Raw genomic sequence first — 17141 nt, forward strand, 5'->3', positions numbered from 1 at the left:
GCCCGGGCGGCGGCCGGCTGCCTGCTCCCCTCGGGCGCGGGGCTCGCTCAGTACGAGCGCACGACGCCCATCACCACGGAGCGCATCGGGCGGACCGGGGCGAAGGCACGCTCCATGGCCTCGACGGCCTCGGACATGGGGCCATGCGAGGCCTCGATGCGCGCGTAGCGCGTGCGCATGCGCTCCAGCACGTCGGCGGGGAGCAGCCGGCGCGCGAGGGGAAACACCTGCGTCTCCTCCGCGGCGGTGTGGCCTTGCTGCAATTGGAGGTAGGCCTCGGCCGCTTCGAGCATCGGCTCCGGGTCCGCGCCCTCGCGCAGCGTCGCCTCGGCCGCGCGCTGGAGCGCCAGGGCCTGCTCGCTGCCGGTGCCGTGCTCACCCGTCACCTGGGACAGGAGCCCCGGCGTCAACGGCAGCCGGTGTACGAGCATCGTCTGGAAGAGCACCATCTCCTTGGCGTGGTGACTGCCATCCACGTACGTGCGGAAGAAGTTGGCGGCCCGCAGGAAGAGCGATGCGGAGACGAACTCTCCCTCGCGCCCCCGCGCCACCGCCTGCCCCAGCAGGTCCAGCACGTGCTGAATCTGCCGGTGCTCGTCCTTCAACACATCCAACGCGTCCATCGAGGTCCTCACACCGTACGGGAGAAGCGGGGCCTCTCGGCCCGGGAGAGATAGGCGTCGAACACCATCGCCACGTTGCGGACGAAGAGGCGGCCCAGCGCCGTGAGCTCCAGCTGCGTGCCGGTGCGGACCACCAGCCCGTCTTCCTCGAAGGCGCGCAGCCGCTCCAATTCCGGGGCGAAGTCGCGCGCGCCCTCGTGGCCCAGGTCCGTCCAGAAGTTGCACATGAGCTGGGTGATGACGGCGCGGCGCCGCTTGTCGTCCTCCGTGAGGGCGATGCCGCGCTCGGTGGCGAGCCTCCCTTCCGCCACGCGCGCGTAGTAGTACGGCAGCGGCCGGACGTTCTGCGCGTAGGCGCCGCCCACGTCGCTGATGCCGGTGCTGCCGAGCGCCACCACGTCCGACGCGGCCTTCACCGTGTAGCCCTGGAAGTTGCGGCCCAGCCGGCGCTCGGCCTGGGCACGCGCGAGCTCGTCCTCGGGCACCGCGAAGTGGTCCATGCCGATGGGCCGGTAGCCCGCCGAGACGAAGGACTCGTAGGCGGAGCGGAACAAGTCCAGCTTGGTGCGCGTGCCGGGCAGCGCGTCCGCGGGCATGCGCTTCTGGTGCTTCAGCACCTCCGGCATGTACGCGAACGAGTAGACGGCGAGCCGGTCCGGCCGCATGGCCAGCACCGTCTCCAGCGTGCGCGCCCAGCGCACCTCGTCCTGATGGGGCAATCCGTAGATGAGGTCGAAGTTCACGCCGGTGAAGCCCAGCTCGCGAGCGTGCTCCAGCAGGGCGCGCGTCTGCTCCGGCGTCTGGATGCGATTGGTGGTCTGCTGCACCAGCGGGTCGAAGTCCTGCAGGCCCATGGACACGCGGTTGAAGCCCAGCTGCCGCAGGAGCGAGAGCTGGCCTGGCGTGGTCAGCGCGGGGTGCACTTCAATGGCGACCTCCGCGTCGGGCAGCGGCGTGAAGCGGCGGGTGAGCTCCGTCCACAGCCGCTCCAGTTGCGACTCGGTGAGGAAGGTGGGTGTGCCGCCGCCCCAGTGGATTTGCGACACGCTCCGCCGCGCGCCGAGCCGCCGGGCCACCAGGTCCATCTCCATGACGAGGTGGTCGATGTACTGGTCCGCCGCGCCCCGGTCCTTGCTGATGACGACGTTGCAGCCGCAGTACCAGCAGAGGCTCTTGCAGAACGGGAGGTGGACGTAGAGCGAGAGGGGCTCCGCGCTGTCCCGGTCGCCAGCGAGGGCCAGCCGCTCGGAGAGGGCCTCGGCGCCGAAGTCGGCGCGCCACTCGGGGGCGGTGGGATAGCTGGTGTAGCGCGGGCCGGCGACGTTGTACCGGCTCAGCAATTCCTCGGAAGGCGTGGGGACGTCGAGGCGGGGTTCCATGACACCCCTGCCCTACTCCAAGCCCCGTGCCAATCCCGGCACCGGGCGGCTGGGGCTGGAGGGGCGCAACTCCTGCGCCCGACCCCGGTCGGCCCGCAAACCCCGCGCGAAGTCCCCCCGCCAGGCGGGCGAGCGTCCGCTGTCCACCACCAGCGTCGCCTTCGGCTCCGGCTCGCCCTGCCCGGGGTCCCCTCGCGGGGCTACGTGCGTCAGCCCTGTTGCACCTGGAAGGGGATGTCGAGCGTGCCAAGGTGCTCGTTCGTCCTCGCGTCCACGAGCTGCACCTGGAGCGACACCGCGCGCTCGCGGCGGGTCACGCCCTGGAAATAGAGGAAGCCATCGAGGGCGCCTCCGGGCTCCAGCACGCCTTCCGGCAGCGCCCGGGTGAGCATGTCCTCGGTGGGCAGCGGCACCTCGTACGGGTAGCCCCAGTAGTAGGGGTAGGTGGGGCCGGCCCAATAGGGGCCCCCCCAATACGGGCCGCCCCAATAGGGGCCCCACCCCCAACCCAGCCCCCAGCTCCATCCCCAGCCATACCAACCGCTGACGCCCACGTGCCACGACGCGGGCTCGATGAGCCCCACGCTCCCCTGCGTGCCGCCGCTGCCCTCGTGCCACGACGTGGGCTCGATGGGCCTCGTGCTCCCCTGCGTGTCGCCGTTGCCGTTCTGCTCGCCGTTCTTGTTCCCCTGCGAGGGGGCGGCCCACGGCGCGCGGGTCTCCAGGGTTGGAAGCGCGGTGTAGCGGAAGCGCGACGTCTCGCCCACGAGTGAGAAGTCCGTGTAGCGCAGGCGCAGCGGCCGGCCGCTCCCGTTCTCCAGCCGGACATAAATGGGCGTGAGCCGGCGCTCGAGGTCGGAGGGATAGCCCTTCCAGGCATTGCCATCCGCCAGCAGGTGCACGCCCTGCGCATCGGCGACGGCGGTCGCACGGTGCCCGCTCTGGATGACGTGTGCTTCCGTGCTCGGCCACAGCCGGGGCTCCGCGGTCACGCAGCCCACGGCCAGCAGCAGCACCGCGATGCCGGCTTCACGTGCGCGCATGGCCCCTCCTCTCGTTGAACCTAACGAGTCCGAGACCTCGAGAGAGTCAGGGGCCGGAGGACTCCCGGGGCCCGGGCAGGGAGGGTGGCGCCGTCATGTATCCTCTCCCTTCCATCTCACCTCGAGCTCCCGATGACGAACACCCTCCTCCGCAACTGTCATGCGCTCGTGCCCGGTGCGCGCGGTGAGCCCACCGTCGCACGCAACCAGGACATCGTCGTCCGGGGCAACCGCATCATCGCCATCCGCCCCACCGGCCAGGCCCCCGAGCCCGACCTCGACATCATCGAGGCTCACCAGCAGCTCGCCATGCCCGGCCTCATCAACACGCACTCCCACGTGCCCATGGTGCTCTTCCGCGGCCTGGCCGAGGACGTCCCCATCGAGCGCTGGTTCAACGAGTTCATCTGGCCCCTCGAGAGCAACCTCTCCGAGGAGGCCGTGTACTGGGGCATGCAGCTGGGTCTCATCGAGATGATCGAGGGCGGCGTCACCACGGTCGCCGACCACTACTTCTTCATGGACCAGGCGGCTCGGGCCGTCCAGGACGCCGGCACCCGCGCCCACCTCGGCTGGGCCGTGTTCGGCAGCCGGGGCCTCGAGGCGCTCGACGAGACCGCCGACTTCGCCCAGCGCTGGAACCTCGGCGCAGACGGCCGAAAAACTGGCCATGGGTCTGACGCCCATCTCCGCGCTGCGTAGGGCCGGCATCCCCGTGGGCCTCGCCACCGACGGAGCCGTCAGCAACAACACGCTCGACATCCTCGAGAGCCTCCGCCTCATGGCCATGCTGCAGAAGCATGACGCGAGCAATCCCGAGGCGCTCCCCATCCCCGAGGCCCTCGACATCGCCACGCGCGGCAGCGCGGCCGTGCTCGGAATGGGCGACCGGCTCGGGCAGCTCGCCCCCGGCTTCCTGGCGGACATCATCCTCGTGGACGCGAGCGGCGCCCACTGGCAGCCGCCCCACAACCTCGCCGCCGGGTTGGTCTACAGCGCTCGCGCCAGCGACGTGCGGACGGTGATGGTCGATGGCCGCATCATCATGCGGGACCGTCACCTCCTCACCCTCGACAAGGCCCGCGTCCTCGCCGAGGTGGCCCGCCACATGGAGCACCTCGCTCGCCGTGTCCCCGAGGCTCGCATCCAGGTCTACAAGCCGTAGCCGCGTCGCGCGGCCTAATCCTGGGCGTGGTCCTTGCGCAGGCCGTCCTTGACCCTGGCCGCGCCTTCCGCGTTGAGGAGCTCGACGAAGTCCGTCACGCGGGGCCCGCTTGGAGCCAACTCCTGGGTGAGGAAGTCGGACACGGGCGAGGCCGTGCCGGCCTCACGCGTGCGCACGTGGAGGAAGTTCGTCCCCGTCTCCGCCTTGTGACACCCGCTGCACGTGGCCTTCGCGAAGGCGTGGCGTACTTCCTCCGTCGCTCCGGGCACCTGCCAGAGGCTGCCCGCGGGCACCGGCGCCGCGCCCGCGCGGAACGGCACGCCTTGCCACGTGGCGGGCACCTCGTGCGTGCCCGCGAGGATGGCGCTCGCGTTCTGGGTGGCCCAGTCCCCCAGCGCCTGCGTACCGTTGAGGGCCGAGTCCACCTCCTGCTTCACCGTGTCCGGCGTCAGGTAGCCCGTGGGGCCGAGGACGAACTCGCGCATCTCCCACACCTGGGGGTCGGACGGCGACAGGGGAACCTCGTTGGTGCGCAACTGGAGCAGCGCACTGCCGTTCCGCCGGGAGGGCGAGGCGGCCCGCTTCGTGAATCTGCGCGTCGCCTCGAACAGCTTCCCGTTGAACTTCGGGCCGAAGGACTGCAGCCCGAGCGCATAGTAGCGGTAGGCCCAGGTGAGGATGTCCGCCTTGCTGGCAATGGGCAGCTCGTACTCGAAGATGACGGTGAAGGGCTTGCGCTCGCCGTTGGGGCCGAGCACGCCGAAGACGAAGCGGCCCTCGCCCGCGCGGCCCGGCGAGTCCGCCGTGGGCAGGCGCCGCAGGTCGGGACGGTAGACGATGGCCAGCAGCCGGAAGGGCGCCTTGCCGAAGTCGAGCACGCACTGGTTATCGGCGCCGGTGCAGCCGCTGGCCGCGAGCCACGGGGTGATGACGAGCGAGCGGATGGCCGGGCGCGCGGGGACGTGCTGACCATTGATGACCTGCTCCTGCTCCCACGTGTGCAGCCACCGCAGCACGAACATCGACCGCGCCCATTCCTTGTCGCGTCCCTTCAGCGTGTACAGCGAGTCCGGCAGCATGTTGTCGATGAGCCGACCGAAGCTCCAACCGCCGCCGGGGTCGGTGTTCACCTGCTCCGGGTCCCACTGCGTGAAGCGCAGGTCATCCACCACGCTCACGTCGGTGACGAACAACTGGCGAGCCGGGTCGATGGACGCGCTGTCAACCGCCTGAGGGCGTGTCCGCGTGGCCACGACGTCCTGTTCGTCCCTGGACGCGGGACAGGACGCGAGGGCGAGGACACAGACGGTGAGCCTCCTCAGCCAGGAATGCGAGGTGACGACATGCGGCCGCGTGATGGGCTTCAGAGATGACATAACTGCTTCTCCAGCGATGATGGAAAACACCGGAACGGCACGCAGGGACAGCTGTGCCGTCCGTGCGACTGAGAAGTGGCCATACCGTCGGGAGCGGCAAGCCGCGCCAGTCCAGGTGTTCACACGCCGGGGCGCTCCCATCAGGCATTCATCAGCGCCCTGCCCTCGGGTTCCATCCTCGTTTCCGGGTTGCAGCAGCAATCTCACCGCGAACTTTCTTGGGACGGCCGCGAGCCTCGGGCCTCTTTTCGCATCCAGAACGCCTGATGGCGTTGGGTTGCGTTCTTCCGAGGGCTCCATGGCGTCAGACAAGCGAGACGCGTCCACCCCTTACGAGGAATTCCAGCGCCGTGCGAGAGCGCGTGCCGAGGCCATTCGACGGGCCCGGGAATTCGCCCGGCGACGGGCGAAGGCGCGCGAGAAGTCGGCGGCCGCGCCATTGCAAACCGGCCCGAGGCCCCCGGAGGACGCCGTCGCACGGAAGCCCGGGGACCCGCTCGCGAGGGTCGACGCCTTGGCCCTCCAGGCGGAGCTGGAGGGAGCATTCCTCGCGCTGGACACACTCTTGCTGAAGCTGGAGCAGAGAGCCGACGAAGAGCGGCACGCAACTGTCGAGCCCTCCGTGGAACGAGAGGACCGCGCGCAGGAGGAACAGGAGCGCGAGGACTTCCCGCGGGAGGACAGCAACGACGCGGAAGCGGACCTGGGTGGCACTGCCCGAGAAGCGGGCATTCCGTGGCGCTCCTGCACGCGCACGGACCGTTTGGAGAATCTCGAAGAATCAAAAGGGGGCACGCACATGCGAGGACTCGAGGGCAAGGTCGCAGTGGTGACAGGAGGCAGCTCGGGCATCGGACTGGCGACGGCGAAGCTGCTGTGCGCGGAGGGCGCGAAGGTGGTCGTCGCCTCGCGTGGGGAGGAGCGCGGCCGCGCCGCGGAGCGGGGGCTGCGCGACGCCGGGGGCGAGGCCCTCTTCGTCCGGACGGACGTGGCGCGGGCGGACGACGTGCGGCGCATGGTGGACGCGGCACTGGAGCGCTGGGGGCGCCTGGACCTCGCGGTGAACAGCGCGGCCTTCGGAGACGTCACGTACGCGCTGACGGCGGAGCTCTCGGAGGAGGAGTTCGACCGCACCCTGGCGGTGTGCCTCAAGGGGGTGTGGCTGTGCCTCAAGTACCAGTTGCCGGCCATGGTGCGCGGCGGGGCGGTGGTGAACGTCTCCTCCATCAACGGCCTGTCGGGCACGCCGATGGGCTCGTTCTACTGCGCGGCGAAGCACGGGGTGCACGGCCTCACCCGGTCGGCGGCAATCGAGTACGCGGCGCAGGGGGTCCGGCTCAACGTGCTGTGCCCCGGTGCGCACCGCACCCCCATGCTCGAGGGTGTGTTCAACAAGCTCTCGCCCGGCGCGCCGGAGAAGGCGGCGAAGCTCGTGTCCAGCAGGGTCCCCCTGGGCAGGATTGGCGACCCGGAGGAGAGCGCGCGGGCCATCGTGTGGCTGCTCTCCGACGAGGCCTCGTACGTGACGGGCGCGGTGCTGACGGTGGACGGTGGCCTCATGGCCGGAGCGGCGTAGCCCGCCTGCTGTCGCGCGGCCTCGCGCAGGTGAAGGTACTGGCGGACCCGCTGCGGCCGCTCTCACGCAGACAGAGGCCGCTCCATCCCTCCGCGAGCCATCACCCGCCAGCCGGCCCCAGGAACCGCGCCTCCATCCGCTTCACCTCGCCCGAGGCCGAGTCCTTCACCTCCACCGTGAAGACAAAGGGCGCTTTGACGCGCCCCTGCTGGACGGTGATGAACAGCGGCACGCGGAAGCTCTCCAGCGAGGCCAGCTTCACCTCCGCCTGAGGCACCACCACGTGCGCGGGCACGGGGCTCTCCACCCGGATGGTGAATGTCGTCTCCTCCGGGTTCTTGTTCACCAGGTGCAGCTCGAACTGGTTGCGCACCGTGCCCTCTTCGATGAGGTACGGCATGCCCTGGAAGCGCAGCAGGTTGGCCTCGAACGGGACGCGCTGCACGAGGCTCAGCGTGAGGCCGGTGAAGGCCGCCACCATCAGCGCGCCGTACAGCACCAGCCGGGGCCGCATCACGCGGCGCTTCTGCCCATCCAGCCCGTTGAGCGAGTCATACCGGATGAGCCCACGCGGCCGGCCCACCTTGTCCATGACGTCGTCGCACGCGTCCACGCACTGCGCGCACGCCAGACAATCCATCTGCAAGCCATTGCGGATGTCGATGCCCGTGGGACACGCCATGACGCACCGGCGGCAGTCCACGCAGTCCCCGCGCGGCGGCGTCACCTCGCCGGGCGTCGGCCTCACCTTCAACATCCGCCCGCGAGGCTCCCCGCGCTTCACGTCGTAGCCGATGATGAGCGAGTCCCGGTCCTGCATCGCCGACTGGAGCCGGCCGTAGGGACACACCACCACGCAGAGCTGCTCGCGGAACCACGCGAAGTTGAAGTACAGCGCGCCGGTGACGGCCATGGCCCACGAGAAGGCCACCGGCGACACCGCCGGGCCCGCGGACACCATGGACACGAGCCCGCCCGCGGACACGAAGAGGCTCAGCGCCGCGTGTGAAATCAGCAGCGACACGCCCACGTACGCGGCATGCTTCAGCACCGCGCGCACCACCCGGCCCGCGGTCCACGGCGAGCTCGCCGCCTTGAGCCGCCGCTCTCGGGGCCCATCGAAGAAGCGCTCAATCGGCCGGTACACGCCCTCCAGGAACACCGTCTGCGGACACGCCCAGCCGCACCAGACGCGGCCCAGCCACGCAGTGACGAACAGCAGCCCGAAGCCCAGGGACGTGACGAGGAACAGCACGCGCCAGAAGTCCTGCGCGTTGTACGTGCCGCCGAAGAGGTAGAAGCGGCGCGCCGCCACGTCCAGGTGCACGGCCGGGTGGCCTCCCACCTGGATCAGCGGCAGCGCCACGTAGATGGCCATCAGCACCGCGAACAGCATCCGCCGCCGGGTGATGAACCGGCCCTGCACGTCCGAGGGATGGATGGCCACCCGCGAGCCATCCGCCCGGATGGAGCTGAGCTGGTCGATGCGGGGACTGTTCTGCTCCGGTGCCGCTGACATACGCCGCTTCCTCTCCGTGCCTTCGGTGCTACGGCTGCTCGGGCTCGCCCTGCGGCGCCTTGCCGCCGGCCACGTTGGTTCCCTTGAGCGTCAGCACGTACGCGACAGCGGCGCGCACGCGCTCGGCACCCAGCGTGCGCTCCCACGCGGGCATGCCCTTGGCCACCACGCCCTCGGCCACCACCTTGTGCACGTCCATGGGCTTGCTGCCGTGCAGCCAGAAGCCGTCCGTCAGGTTGGGGCCGATGAGCCCCTGCCCCTGCGCGCCGTGGCAGGACGCGCAGTTCGCCTGGAACACCGCCTTGCCGTTACCCACCGTGCCCGGGTCCTGCACCAGCGCGAGCAACGTCTCGTTGGAGGCGGGCTTGTTGTCCGCGTTCCGCTTCGCCACCTCCGCGGACTCGCTGTGGTACTCGCCGAGCTGCCCCGGCGCCATCTCCGCGATGTGGTACCAGAACCAGTACCCCGCGCCGAAGACGATGGTCGTCCAGAGGATGAACAGCCACCAGTTGGGCAGCCGGTTGTCGTGCTCCTCGATGCCGTCGTAGACGTAGTGCACCGGAGCCTGCTCTACCTTCTCACTCATGGCCCTGCTCCCCCTGCTCGGCGAGCGGAAGCTGCGCGAGCGCGTCGAAATCCTGGCTGCGCCGCGCCACGAATACCCAGACGCAGACGCCGAGGAACACCGCGATGAACAGCCAGAGCGCGAAGAGCGGCAGGTGCGTCAGCGCCATTCCCTCATAGAATTGCTTGTACATCAGTGCGTCCCTCCCTGGCCGCCGACGACCGCCGCGGTGGGCGCCCCAGGAGCCTGCACCGGCGCGTCCTGCGGCCCGCGGCCCAGGCGCTGCAGGTAGGCGATGAGCGCCACCATTTCCGAGTCCCACTTCACGCTGACACCCTGCGTGGCCAGGTCCGCGGTGATGGCCTCGGCCTGCGCCTTCTGCCGCAGCTCCGCGGTGTCGACGTCCGCGTTGGTGTACGGCACGCCCAGCTTCTGCATCAGCGCCAGCTTCTTCGGCGCGTCCTTCACCTTGAGCTGGTTCTCCGCCAGCCACGGGTACGGCGGCATGTTGGAGCCGGGGCTCGTCGCGCGCGGGTCCAGCATGTGCGTGTAGTGCCAGAGGTTCGGGTACTTGCCGCCCACCCGGTGCAAATCCGGCCCCGTGCGCTTGCTGCCCCACTGGAAGGGGTGGTCGAAGATGAACTCCTCCGCGCGGGACACGTCGCCGTAGCGCTGCGTCTCCGCCACGAAGGGACGAATCATCTGCGAGTGGCACGTGTAGCAGCCCTCGCGGACGTACAAGTCACGGCCCTGCAGCTCCAGCGGCGAGTACGGCTGCTGCGCCTCGCCGTGCGCGGGCACCGCCTGCTTGATCATGATGGTGGGCAGCAGCTCCGCCACACCGCCGATGAGGATGGCCACCAGCGTGAGCACGGTGAAGGCGAGCGGCCGGCCCTCGATGAGGCCGAACCAGGACGGCTTGCCCGCCTCGCGCTCTCGGCGGGTGACAATCCAGGCGAACTCGCCCATGGCGACGATGGCGCCCATCAGCACCAGCGCGCGCACCGGCTTCGCCCAGCCGAGGAACATCGTCACCGTGAGGATGGCGAGGGCGAAGATGAGCGGGCGGCCGGTGACGACCTGCACCCAGCCGGGCGTGGGCGCCGCGACGGGCTGCGCCTCGGGCGCGGCGGCCGGCGTCTCCACCACGACGGTGGTCTCACCGTTGACGGGCTGACCGGCGCGGGCCGTCTTCCACAGGTTCACCGCCATCATGATGAAGCCCACGAGGTACATGGAGCCGCCGGCGAAGCGGACGATGTACATGGGCCGGATGGCCAGCAGCGTCTCCACGAAGTTCGGGTAGAGCAGCGTGCCGTCCGGGTTGGTGGCGCGCCACATGAGGCCCTGGGTGATGCCGCTGATCCACATCGACACCGCGTAGAGAAGGATGCCCACCGTCGCGAGCCAGAAGTGCGCGTCCGCGGCCTTCGTCGAGTGCAGCTTCGTGCCGTACAGCCTGGGCACCAGCCAGTAGAACATGCCGGCGGCCATGAAGCCGTTCCACCCCAGCGCGCCGCTGTGCACGTGGCCGACAATCCAGTCCGTGTAGTGGCCCAGCGCGCTCACCGACTTGATGGAGAGCAGCGGCCCCTCGAACGTGGCCATGCCGTAGAAGGTGACGCCGGCGATGAGGAACTTGAGGACGGGGTCCTCGCGCAGCTTGTACCAGGCGCCCTTCAGCGTGAGCAGGCCGTTGAGCATGCCGCCCCACGACGGAGCCCAGAGCATGACGCTGAAAATCATGCCCAGCGACTGCGCCCAGTCCGGCAGCGCGGTGTAGAGCAGGTGGTGCGGACCGGCCCAGATGTAGATGAAGACCAGGGCCCAGAAGTGGATGATGGAGAGCCGGTACGAGTAGACGGGCCGCTCCGCCGCCTTGGGCAGGAAGTAATACATGATGCCCAGGATGGGCGTGGTGAGGAAGAAGGCGACGGCGTTGTGGCCGTACCACCACTGCACCAGCGCGTCCTGCACGCCCGCGTAGACGGAGTAGCTCTTCAGCGGAGAGAACGGCAGCGCCAGGCTGTTGACGATGTGCAGCACCGCCACGGTGACGATGGTGGCGATGTAGAACCAGATGGCGACGTAGAGGTTCTTCTCGTTCCGCTTCTTCAGCGTCCAGAAGAAGTTGATGGCGAAGACCACCCAGATGACCGCGATGGCCAAATCAATGGGCCACTCCAGCTCCGCGTACTCCTTGGAGGTGGTGATGCCCAGGGGCAGCGTGACGGCCGCCGCGACGATGATGAGCTGCCAGCCCCAGAAGTGGATTTTCGAGAGCAGGTCGGACGCCATGCGCGCCTTCAACAGGCGCTGCGTGGAGTAGTAGATGCCGGCGAACATCATGTTGCCGACGAAGGCGAAGATGACCGCGTTGGTGTGCAGCGGGCGCAGGCGCGAGTACGTCGTGTAGGGGATGCCCAGGTTGACCTGCCACCATGCGAGCTGGCTGGCCACGAGCGCCCCTACCGCCATGCCCACGATGCCGAACAGCACCGACGCCATGATGAAGCGCCGGACCGTGGTGTCGTCGTAGATGATTCGTTGCTGTTGCACGGAATCACTCCTGGGAAGCGGAAGGCTTGGACTCGGGGGCGGCGGCCGAATGGGCGCTGTCGTCCTCGAGCGGGAAGAGGGAGAGGCGGTCGGCGTGCTCGTGGTCCCGGTGGCGCACGCTGTACGCGAACAGCAGCACCGAGCTGGCCACGAGCATCAGGCTGACGAAGACCTGGAGGACGAGGACGTTCATGCGGGCACCTCCCGCAGCTGCGTGGGGGTGGAGGCCGGGCGCTCGCGCGCGGCGGACAGGCTCCACACGGTGAAGAGGACGGTGGCGAGGCTGGTGGCGGGCATGGCCAGCGCGGCGCGCAGCGGCGTCATCCACCCGGCGAGGCACACGGTGACGGCCACGACGTTGTAGGACACCGCGAGCATCAGCAGCCGGCGCACCACCTGGCGCAGCCGCAGCGACAGGCGCAGGGCCTCGCGGATGGAGGCGAGCCCTTCACCGAGGAGGAAGAAGTCGCTCTTGCCCGGCATCACGGGCCGGTCGATGGCCGGCGTGCCCGCGCACAGGGCGCGCTCGAAGGCGAGGCTGTCGTTGACGCCGTCGCCCAGGTAGAGCGTGTCGGCCTCGTCGAGCGCCGCGACGGCGGAGGCCTTGTCCTCGGGACGCTGGCCGCCCAGCGCGTGCCCGGTGGGGATGCTCAACGCCTCGGCCATGTCGCGCACGCGGGCCGGAGCGTCGCCGGAGATGAGCCACACCGAGCGGCCCTCGGCCTGCAGCGCCTGCACCTCGCGCCGCGCGTCCGAGCGGACCGACTCGCGCAAGGGGAAGTTGGCCATGAGCATGCCGTCTCGGGTGAGCACGGGACCGGCCTGCGGTGTCGTGCCCTCCGCGTCGCCCTGCCCTTCCAGCGCCCACTGCGCGCGGCCCAGCCGCCAGCACACGCCGTCACGCGTGAGCTCCACACCCTGCCCCGAGTGCTCCGTCACGCGGGCCTCGGGATTGAACCGGGCCCCCGCGCGGGCCAGCGCGGCGCTGAGGCACCGGCTCGCCGGGTGGTTGCTGCGCGAGGTCAGGTCGAAGGCCACGTCACGGGCCTCCGGCGTCAGCGCGTCCACCGACGTGCGGTCCACCAACTCCAGCCGGCCGAGCGTCAGCGTCCCCGTCTTGTCGAACAGCACCTTCTTCACGCGAGGCAGCCGGTCCAGCAGGTCCGGGCTGCGCACGAAGAAGCCGCCCCGGCGCAGGCGCGCCTGCACCAATTCGTACGCCAGCGGCGTGGCGATGCCAATGGCGCACGGGCACGTCACCACCAGCAGCGCCACCGCCACCTCCAGCGCCTTGTCCGGCCCCGCCGGCCACCACAGCGCGAGCCCCAGCGCGGACACCGCCAGCACGGTGACGACCCAGCGGCGCGACACGCGGTCCCAGAAGCGCGTGTGCACCGCGGCGCTCCCCGTCCCCGCCGGAGCGCGCCGCAGCAGCGCCACCAGCGGCGAGTCCGTGAAGGCCTGCGACGCGCGCACCCGCACCGCCTCGCGGCCCGAGTTGAAGGCACCGGCGGGCAGGGCGTCCCCCTGCGCAACCCCACGCACGCCCGGCTCGCCAGTAATCCAGTCGGTGGACACGCGCGCTTCCGCGTCCAGCAGCACCGCGTCCACCGGCACCAGGTCGCCCGGAGCAATCACGAGCACGTCACCCTCGGCCACCTCGGCGGCGCGCACGGTGGAGAGCCGCTCGCCCTCCTGCTTGCGGACGAACAGCCCCTCCGCGCCGTCGTCCTCCAGGAGGAAGCGGCGGTTGCGCTCCAGCACGCGCTGCTGGAGCCAGCGTCCCACCAGCATCAGCGTGACGAAGGTGTTGAGCGTATCGAAGTACGCCAGGTCGCCGCGGCCGCCGCGCGCCTGCACCAGCGAGGTGCCGAACACCAGCAGGATGCCCAGCGCAATGGGCAGGTCCAGGTGCAGCACGCCGCGCCGCAGCCCCTGCACGGCGGAGCGGAAGAAGGGCCACCCGCCTACCAACACGACGCCGGTGGACAGCGCCAGGCTCAGCCGCGTGAAGAGGCGGAAGACGTCGGCGTCCTCCGGAGTGAGCCCGACATAGAAGCTCACCGAGAACAGCATCACGTTCATCGCCAGCGCGGCGCAGATGCCCAGGCGGATGGGCAAATCGAGGCTGGCCGCCTCGGGGTGCTTGCGGCTGGGGCCGAAGAGGTAGCCGAAGCCCTCCACCGTGCGCAGGAAGTCGCTCACGTCGAAGGCCCCGCGCCTCCACTGCATGCGCACCTTGCCGAGCGCCGGGTCCACCGTGAGCCCCGCCCCGCCCTGCTGCCTTCGGAACAGCTCATTCATCAGCCACACGCATGCGGCGCAGTGGATGCCCTGAACGTCCAACTCCAGCGCGCACACCGGACCGGGCACGGCCTCCGCGCGCGCCACCAGCGGCTCCAGCCACGCGAAGCCTCGGTCCTTGCGAGGCTCCGGCGCGGGCGCCGCCTTCCCCTGCGTGAGCTGGTAGTAGCGGGTCAGCCCCTGCTCACGCAGCAGGCCGTACACGGCCTCGCACCCCGCGCAACAGAAGTCGCGCGAAGCCGCGCCCATGGGGACGGGACTGCCACAGTGGAGGCAGGCGTCCGAGGCGCGAGCGATTTGCGAGGAAGCAGGCATGCACGGTGTCACCTTGCGAACGGCATGCCTGTTGCGAAGCAGGGGGGCATGCCGCTCGATACGAACGCGATTTCCCCGTTGCTGGCCGCACTGCCTGGTTCACCCGCGGTGGCCGTCGGTGCACTCGGTGCGCTGACGGTGGGGCTCACCGGGAGCGTGCACTGCCTCCTCATGTGCGGGCCGCTCGCCTGCGCGGGACTTCCCTCCGTGCCGGGCCCCGAGCGGCGCCGCGCGGTGCTCGCGTATCAGGGCGCACGCGTGGCGGCGTACACGCTCGTGGGTGGAGCCCTGGGAGCGCTCGGCGGAGGCGTCACGGCGGCGCTGGCCGTGTCCACGCGCCCCTATCTGCCGTGGCTCATGGCGGCGGCGCTGGTGGCCTCCGCGCTGGAGGTGGGCAAGCGGCTGCGCCCGTTGCCGGGCCTGTCGCACGTGGCGCGGTACATCTCGCGCTGGGGCGCAAAGTTTTCGTGGACGGGGCGCGCGGGCGCAATGGGTGCGGTGACGCCGCTGTTGCCCTGCGGCCTGCTCTACGGCGTCTTCGCGGCGGCGCTGGCGAGCGGATCATTCGGAGGGGGCGCATTGATTATGGGCGCCTTCGCGCTGGGTGGGCTCCCCGCGCTGCTCGGCGCGCAGCTCCAGATGGGGCTGTGGAAGCACCGGCCCCGCGCCGCATCCTTCGTCCTACAGCGGGCGGTGCCCCTGGTCGCGGCGGCGGTGCTCATCTACCGCGCCGTCGGCACGGCGAGCGGCCGGCCGAGCTGCCATTGAAGGCCCGGTGCTCGGGTGCTTCAGAAACACTTGAAGCGCTTCGAGCAACACCGCGGGTGCACCCGGAGTGACAGTGCGCTTGTAGGGCCATGGGGCATGGGCGAGGCTCGCGCGTCCCCTTCCCCGAGGCCCCATGAACGCACTGCGCCCCACGAGCGTCCTCGCCGCGTTGCTGCTGCTGTCCCCTGGCTGCACCACCTCGCGTCCGCCGGCCCAGGCCGCCTCCCCGGCCGTCCATGCCGCCACGCCGATTGGACTGTCCCGCGAGCAGACGGCGCTGCGCGCCTTCGTGGACGCGCACTTCGAGGAGCACTTCCGCCGCTCGCCCATGTCGGCCACGTCCGCGGGCATGCACGCGTATGACGGCGAGCTGCGCGGCTTCCGGCCCGAGGAGCGGGCCTCCAATCTGGCGTACTACCAGGACCGGCTCGCCGCGCTGCCCAAGGCCGTGGACCGCCACGCGCTGCCGCCCGAGGACCGCGCCGACTACGACATGCTGGAGAACCACTTCCGGTCGAAGATTCTGGACCTGGAGACGGTGCGCTCGTGGGAGCGCAATCCCAACCAGTACCTGAGCTTCGCGTCGGGCGCCGTGTACCAGCTCGTCAACCGCGACTTCGCGCCGCTGGAGGAGCGGATGCGCTCGGCGCTGAAGCGCATGTCCGTGGTGCCGGAGGTGTTCGCCGCCGCGAAGGCCAACCTGAAGAATCCGCCGAAGCTGTGGACGGAGATTGCGCTGGAGCAGGCGCGGGGCACGCGCTCGTTCTACACGCAGACGCTGCCGCAGGCCTTCGCTCCGGTGCAGGACGCCACGCTTCAGGAGGCCTTCAAGAAAGAGCAGGCGCGCTGCCTGGAGGCCATCGACGACTACACGCGCTTCCTCAAGGAGGACCTGCTGCCACGCTCCAACGGAGCCTTCGCGATTGGCGAGGAGACGTACCGCAAGAAGCTCCTGTACGAGGAGGGCGTCACCGAGAGCATCGACTCGCTGCTCGCCTGGGGCCGCGCGGAGATGAAGCGCACGCAGGAGCAGTTCCGCGAGGTGGCCGGACGCATCGCCCCGGGCAAGCCGCCCATGGACGTGTACCGCGACCTGGGCAAGGACCACCCGGCGCCCGCGGAATTGGTGGCCACGACGACCGCGACGCTGGAGGACATCCGCCAGTACCTCATCGACCACCACATCATCACCGTGCCGAGCGAGGTCCGGGCGCGGGTGGCGGAGACGCCGCCGTTCAACCGGGCGCTGTCCTTCGCGAGCATGAGCACGCCGGGCCCGTTCGAGACGAAGGCGACGGAGGCGTACTACTACGTGACGCCGCCGGACCCGGCGTGGAACGCGGAGCAGACGCTGCAGCACATGAGCTTCTACAACCGCTATGCGCTGCCGCTCGTCTCCATCCATGAGGCGTACCCGGGCCACTACGTGCAGTTCCTGTGGACGAACCGCATTCAGTCCAAGGTGCGCCGGCTGTTCGGCTCGAGCTCGTTCAGCGAGGGCTGGGGCCTGTACACGGAGCAGATGATGCTGGACGAGGGCTACGGCGGCACGGGTCCGCAAGCGGACCGGCTGCGGCTGAACCAGCTCGCGCTCTACCTCCAGCGGCTGGCGCGCTACATGGCCGGCCTGTCGCTGCACACGCGCGGTATGACGTACGAGCAGGCCGTGCGCCTCTTCGAGGAGGAGGCATACATGACGCACGTCAACGCGGAGCGCGAGGCGCGTCGGGGCACGTCGGAACCGACGTACCTCGTCTATGTCCTGGGCAAGAAGATGCTCATGGAGCTGCGCGAGGACGCGAAGGCGAAGTGGGGCAAGGACTTCACCCTCCAGCGCTTCCATGACCAGGTTGTCTCCTATGGGTACCCGCCCGTGCCCATCGTCCGGCGACTGATGCTGGGTGAGGACGCGGCGCCCACCTCCGCGCGCTGAGCGACCATCCGGAGTG

Annotated in this window: 15 protein-coding genes; 5 read left to right on the forward strand and 10 right to left on the reverse strand. The window is 70.0% G+C overall.

From position 1 onward, the window contains the following. Positions 1-47 precede the first annotated feature (47 nt). The 3 genes from ACVTJA_RS39055 to ACVTJA_RS39065 all read right to left on the reverse strand — a co-directional run bounded on the left by ACVTJA_RS39055 (position 48) and on the right by ACVTJA_RS39065 (position 3045). A complete protein-coding gene (locus ACVTJA_RS39055) occupies positions 48-623 on the reverse strand; it encodes a hemerythrin domain-containing protein (RefSeq protein ID WP_465827982.1) in 576 nt (191 codons plus the stop codon). 8 nt (positions 624-631) lie between these two features. Further along, on the reverse strand, positions 632-2002 hold the full coding sequence (gene hemN / locus ACVTJA_RS39060; protein ID WP_465827984.1) for an oxygen-independent coproporphyrinogen III oxidase: 1371 nt from the start codon (positions 2000-2002) through the stop codon (positions 632-634). A gap of 209 nt (positions 2003-2211) precedes the next feature. Further along, the gene (locus ACVTJA_RS39065; RefSeq protein ID WP_465827985.1) at positions 2212-3045 is read right to left on the reverse strand and encodes a hypothetical protein; all 834 of its coding nucleotides are present in this window, start codon (positions 3043-3045) and stop codon (positions 2212-2214) included. Positions 3046-3177: 132 nt separating this feature from the next. Between ACVTJA_RS39065 and ACVTJA_RS39070 the strand changes: the two genes are divergently transcribed. Then, the gene (locus ACVTJA_RS39070) at positions 3178-3747 is read left to right on the forward strand and encodes an amidohydrolase family protein (protein WP_465827986.1); all 570 of its coding nucleotides are present in this window, start codon (positions 3178-3180) and stop codon (positions 3745-3747) included. Continuing rightward, a complete protein-coding gene (locus ACVTJA_RS39075; RefSeq protein ID WP_465827988.1) occupies positions 3716-4210 on the forward strand; it encodes an amidohydrolase family protein in 495 nt (164 codons plus the stop codon). The genes ACVTJA_RS39070 and ACVTJA_RS39075 overlap by 32 nt, the downstream gene beginning before the upstream one ends. Before the next feature lie 14 nt (positions 4211-4224). Here ACVTJA_RS39075 and ACVTJA_RS39080 read toward each other — a convergent pair whose 3' ends face one another. Continuing rightward, positions 4225-5586: a hypothetical protein gene (locus ACVTJA_RS39080; protein WP_465827990.1), complete on the reverse strand. Its 1362-nt coding sequence runs from the start codon at positions 5584-5586 to the stop codon at positions 4225-4227. A gap of 514 nt (positions 5587-6100) precedes the next feature. Here ACVTJA_RS39080 and ACVTJA_RS39085 point away from each other — a divergent pair. Further along, positions 6101-7162, forward strand: coding sequence for an SDR family NAD(P)-dependent oxidoreductase (locus ACVTJA_RS39085; protein WP_465827992.1), 1062 nt, complete (start codon positions 6101-6103; stop codon positions 7160-7162). A 100-nt stretch (positions 7163-7262) separates the two neighbouring features. On the opposite strand, the gene ccoG is transcribed toward ACVTJA_RS39085, so the two are convergent. Genes ccoG through ACVTJA_RS39115 form a run of 6 tightly spaced genes read right to left on the reverse strand, consistent with a single transcriptional unit; the run spans position 7263 to position 14424 of the window. Next, positions 7263-8681, reverse strand: a complete 1419-nt coding sequence (gene ccoG / locus ACVTJA_RS39090; RefSeq protein ID WP_465827994.1) for a cytochrome c oxidase accessory protein CcoG — start codon at positions 8679-8681, stop codon at positions 7263-7265. A gap of 28 nt (positions 8682-8709) precedes the next feature. Next, positions 8710-9267, reverse strand: a complete 558-nt coding sequence (locus tag ACVTJA_RS39095; protein ID WP_465827996.1) for a c-type cytochrome — start codon at positions 9265-9267, stop codon at positions 8710-8712. Continuing rightward, positions 9260-9439: a cbb3-type cytochrome oxidase subunit 3 gene (locus ACVTJA_RS39100; RefSeq protein ID WP_465827998.1), complete on the reverse strand. Its 180-nt coding sequence runs from the start codon at positions 9437-9439 to the stop codon at positions 9260-9262. The genes ACVTJA_RS39095 and ACVTJA_RS39100 overlap by 8 nt, the downstream gene beginning before the upstream one ends. Then, positions 9439-11805 (reverse strand): cytochrome-c oxidase, cbb3-type subunit I, encoded by a 2367-nt coding sequence (gene ccoN, locus ACVTJA_RS39105; protein ID WP_465828000.1) that lies wholly within the window; start codon positions 11803-11805, stop codon positions 9439-9441. Before ccoN ends, ACVTJA_RS39100 begins: the two co-directional genes overlap by 1 nt. Before the next feature lie 4 nt (positions 11806-11809). After that, entirely contained in the window at positions 11810-11998 is a 189-nt protein-coding gene (locus ACVTJA_RS39110; RefSeq protein WP_465828002.1) for a cytochrome oxidase, read from the reverse strand. Further along, the gene (locus ACVTJA_RS39115) at positions 11995-14424 is read right to left on the reverse strand and encodes a heavy metal translocating P-type ATPase (RefSeq protein ID WP_465828004.1); all 2430 of its coding nucleotides are present in this window, start codon (positions 14422-14424) and stop codon (positions 11995-11997) included. Before ACVTJA_RS39115 ends, ACVTJA_RS39110 begins: the two co-directional genes overlap by 4 nt. Before the next feature lie 48 nt (positions 14425-14472). On the opposite strand from ACVTJA_RS39115, the gene ACVTJA_RS39120 reads away from it, so the two are divergent. Beyond that, a complete protein-coding gene (locus tag ACVTJA_RS39120; RefSeq protein WP_465828006.1) occupies positions 14473-15192 on the forward strand; it encodes a sulfite exporter TauE/SafE family protein in 720 nt (239 codons plus the stop codon). A gap of 133 nt (positions 15193-15325) precedes the next feature. Then, complete coding sequence (locus ACVTJA_RS39125; protein WP_465828008.1) at positions 15326-17125, forward strand: DUF885 domain-containing protein; 1800 nt, start codon at positions 15326-15328, stop codon at positions 17123-17125. Positions 17126-17141 lie beyond the last annotated feature (16 nt).

The organism is Pyxidicoccus sp. M6 (genome assembly GCF_055568925.1).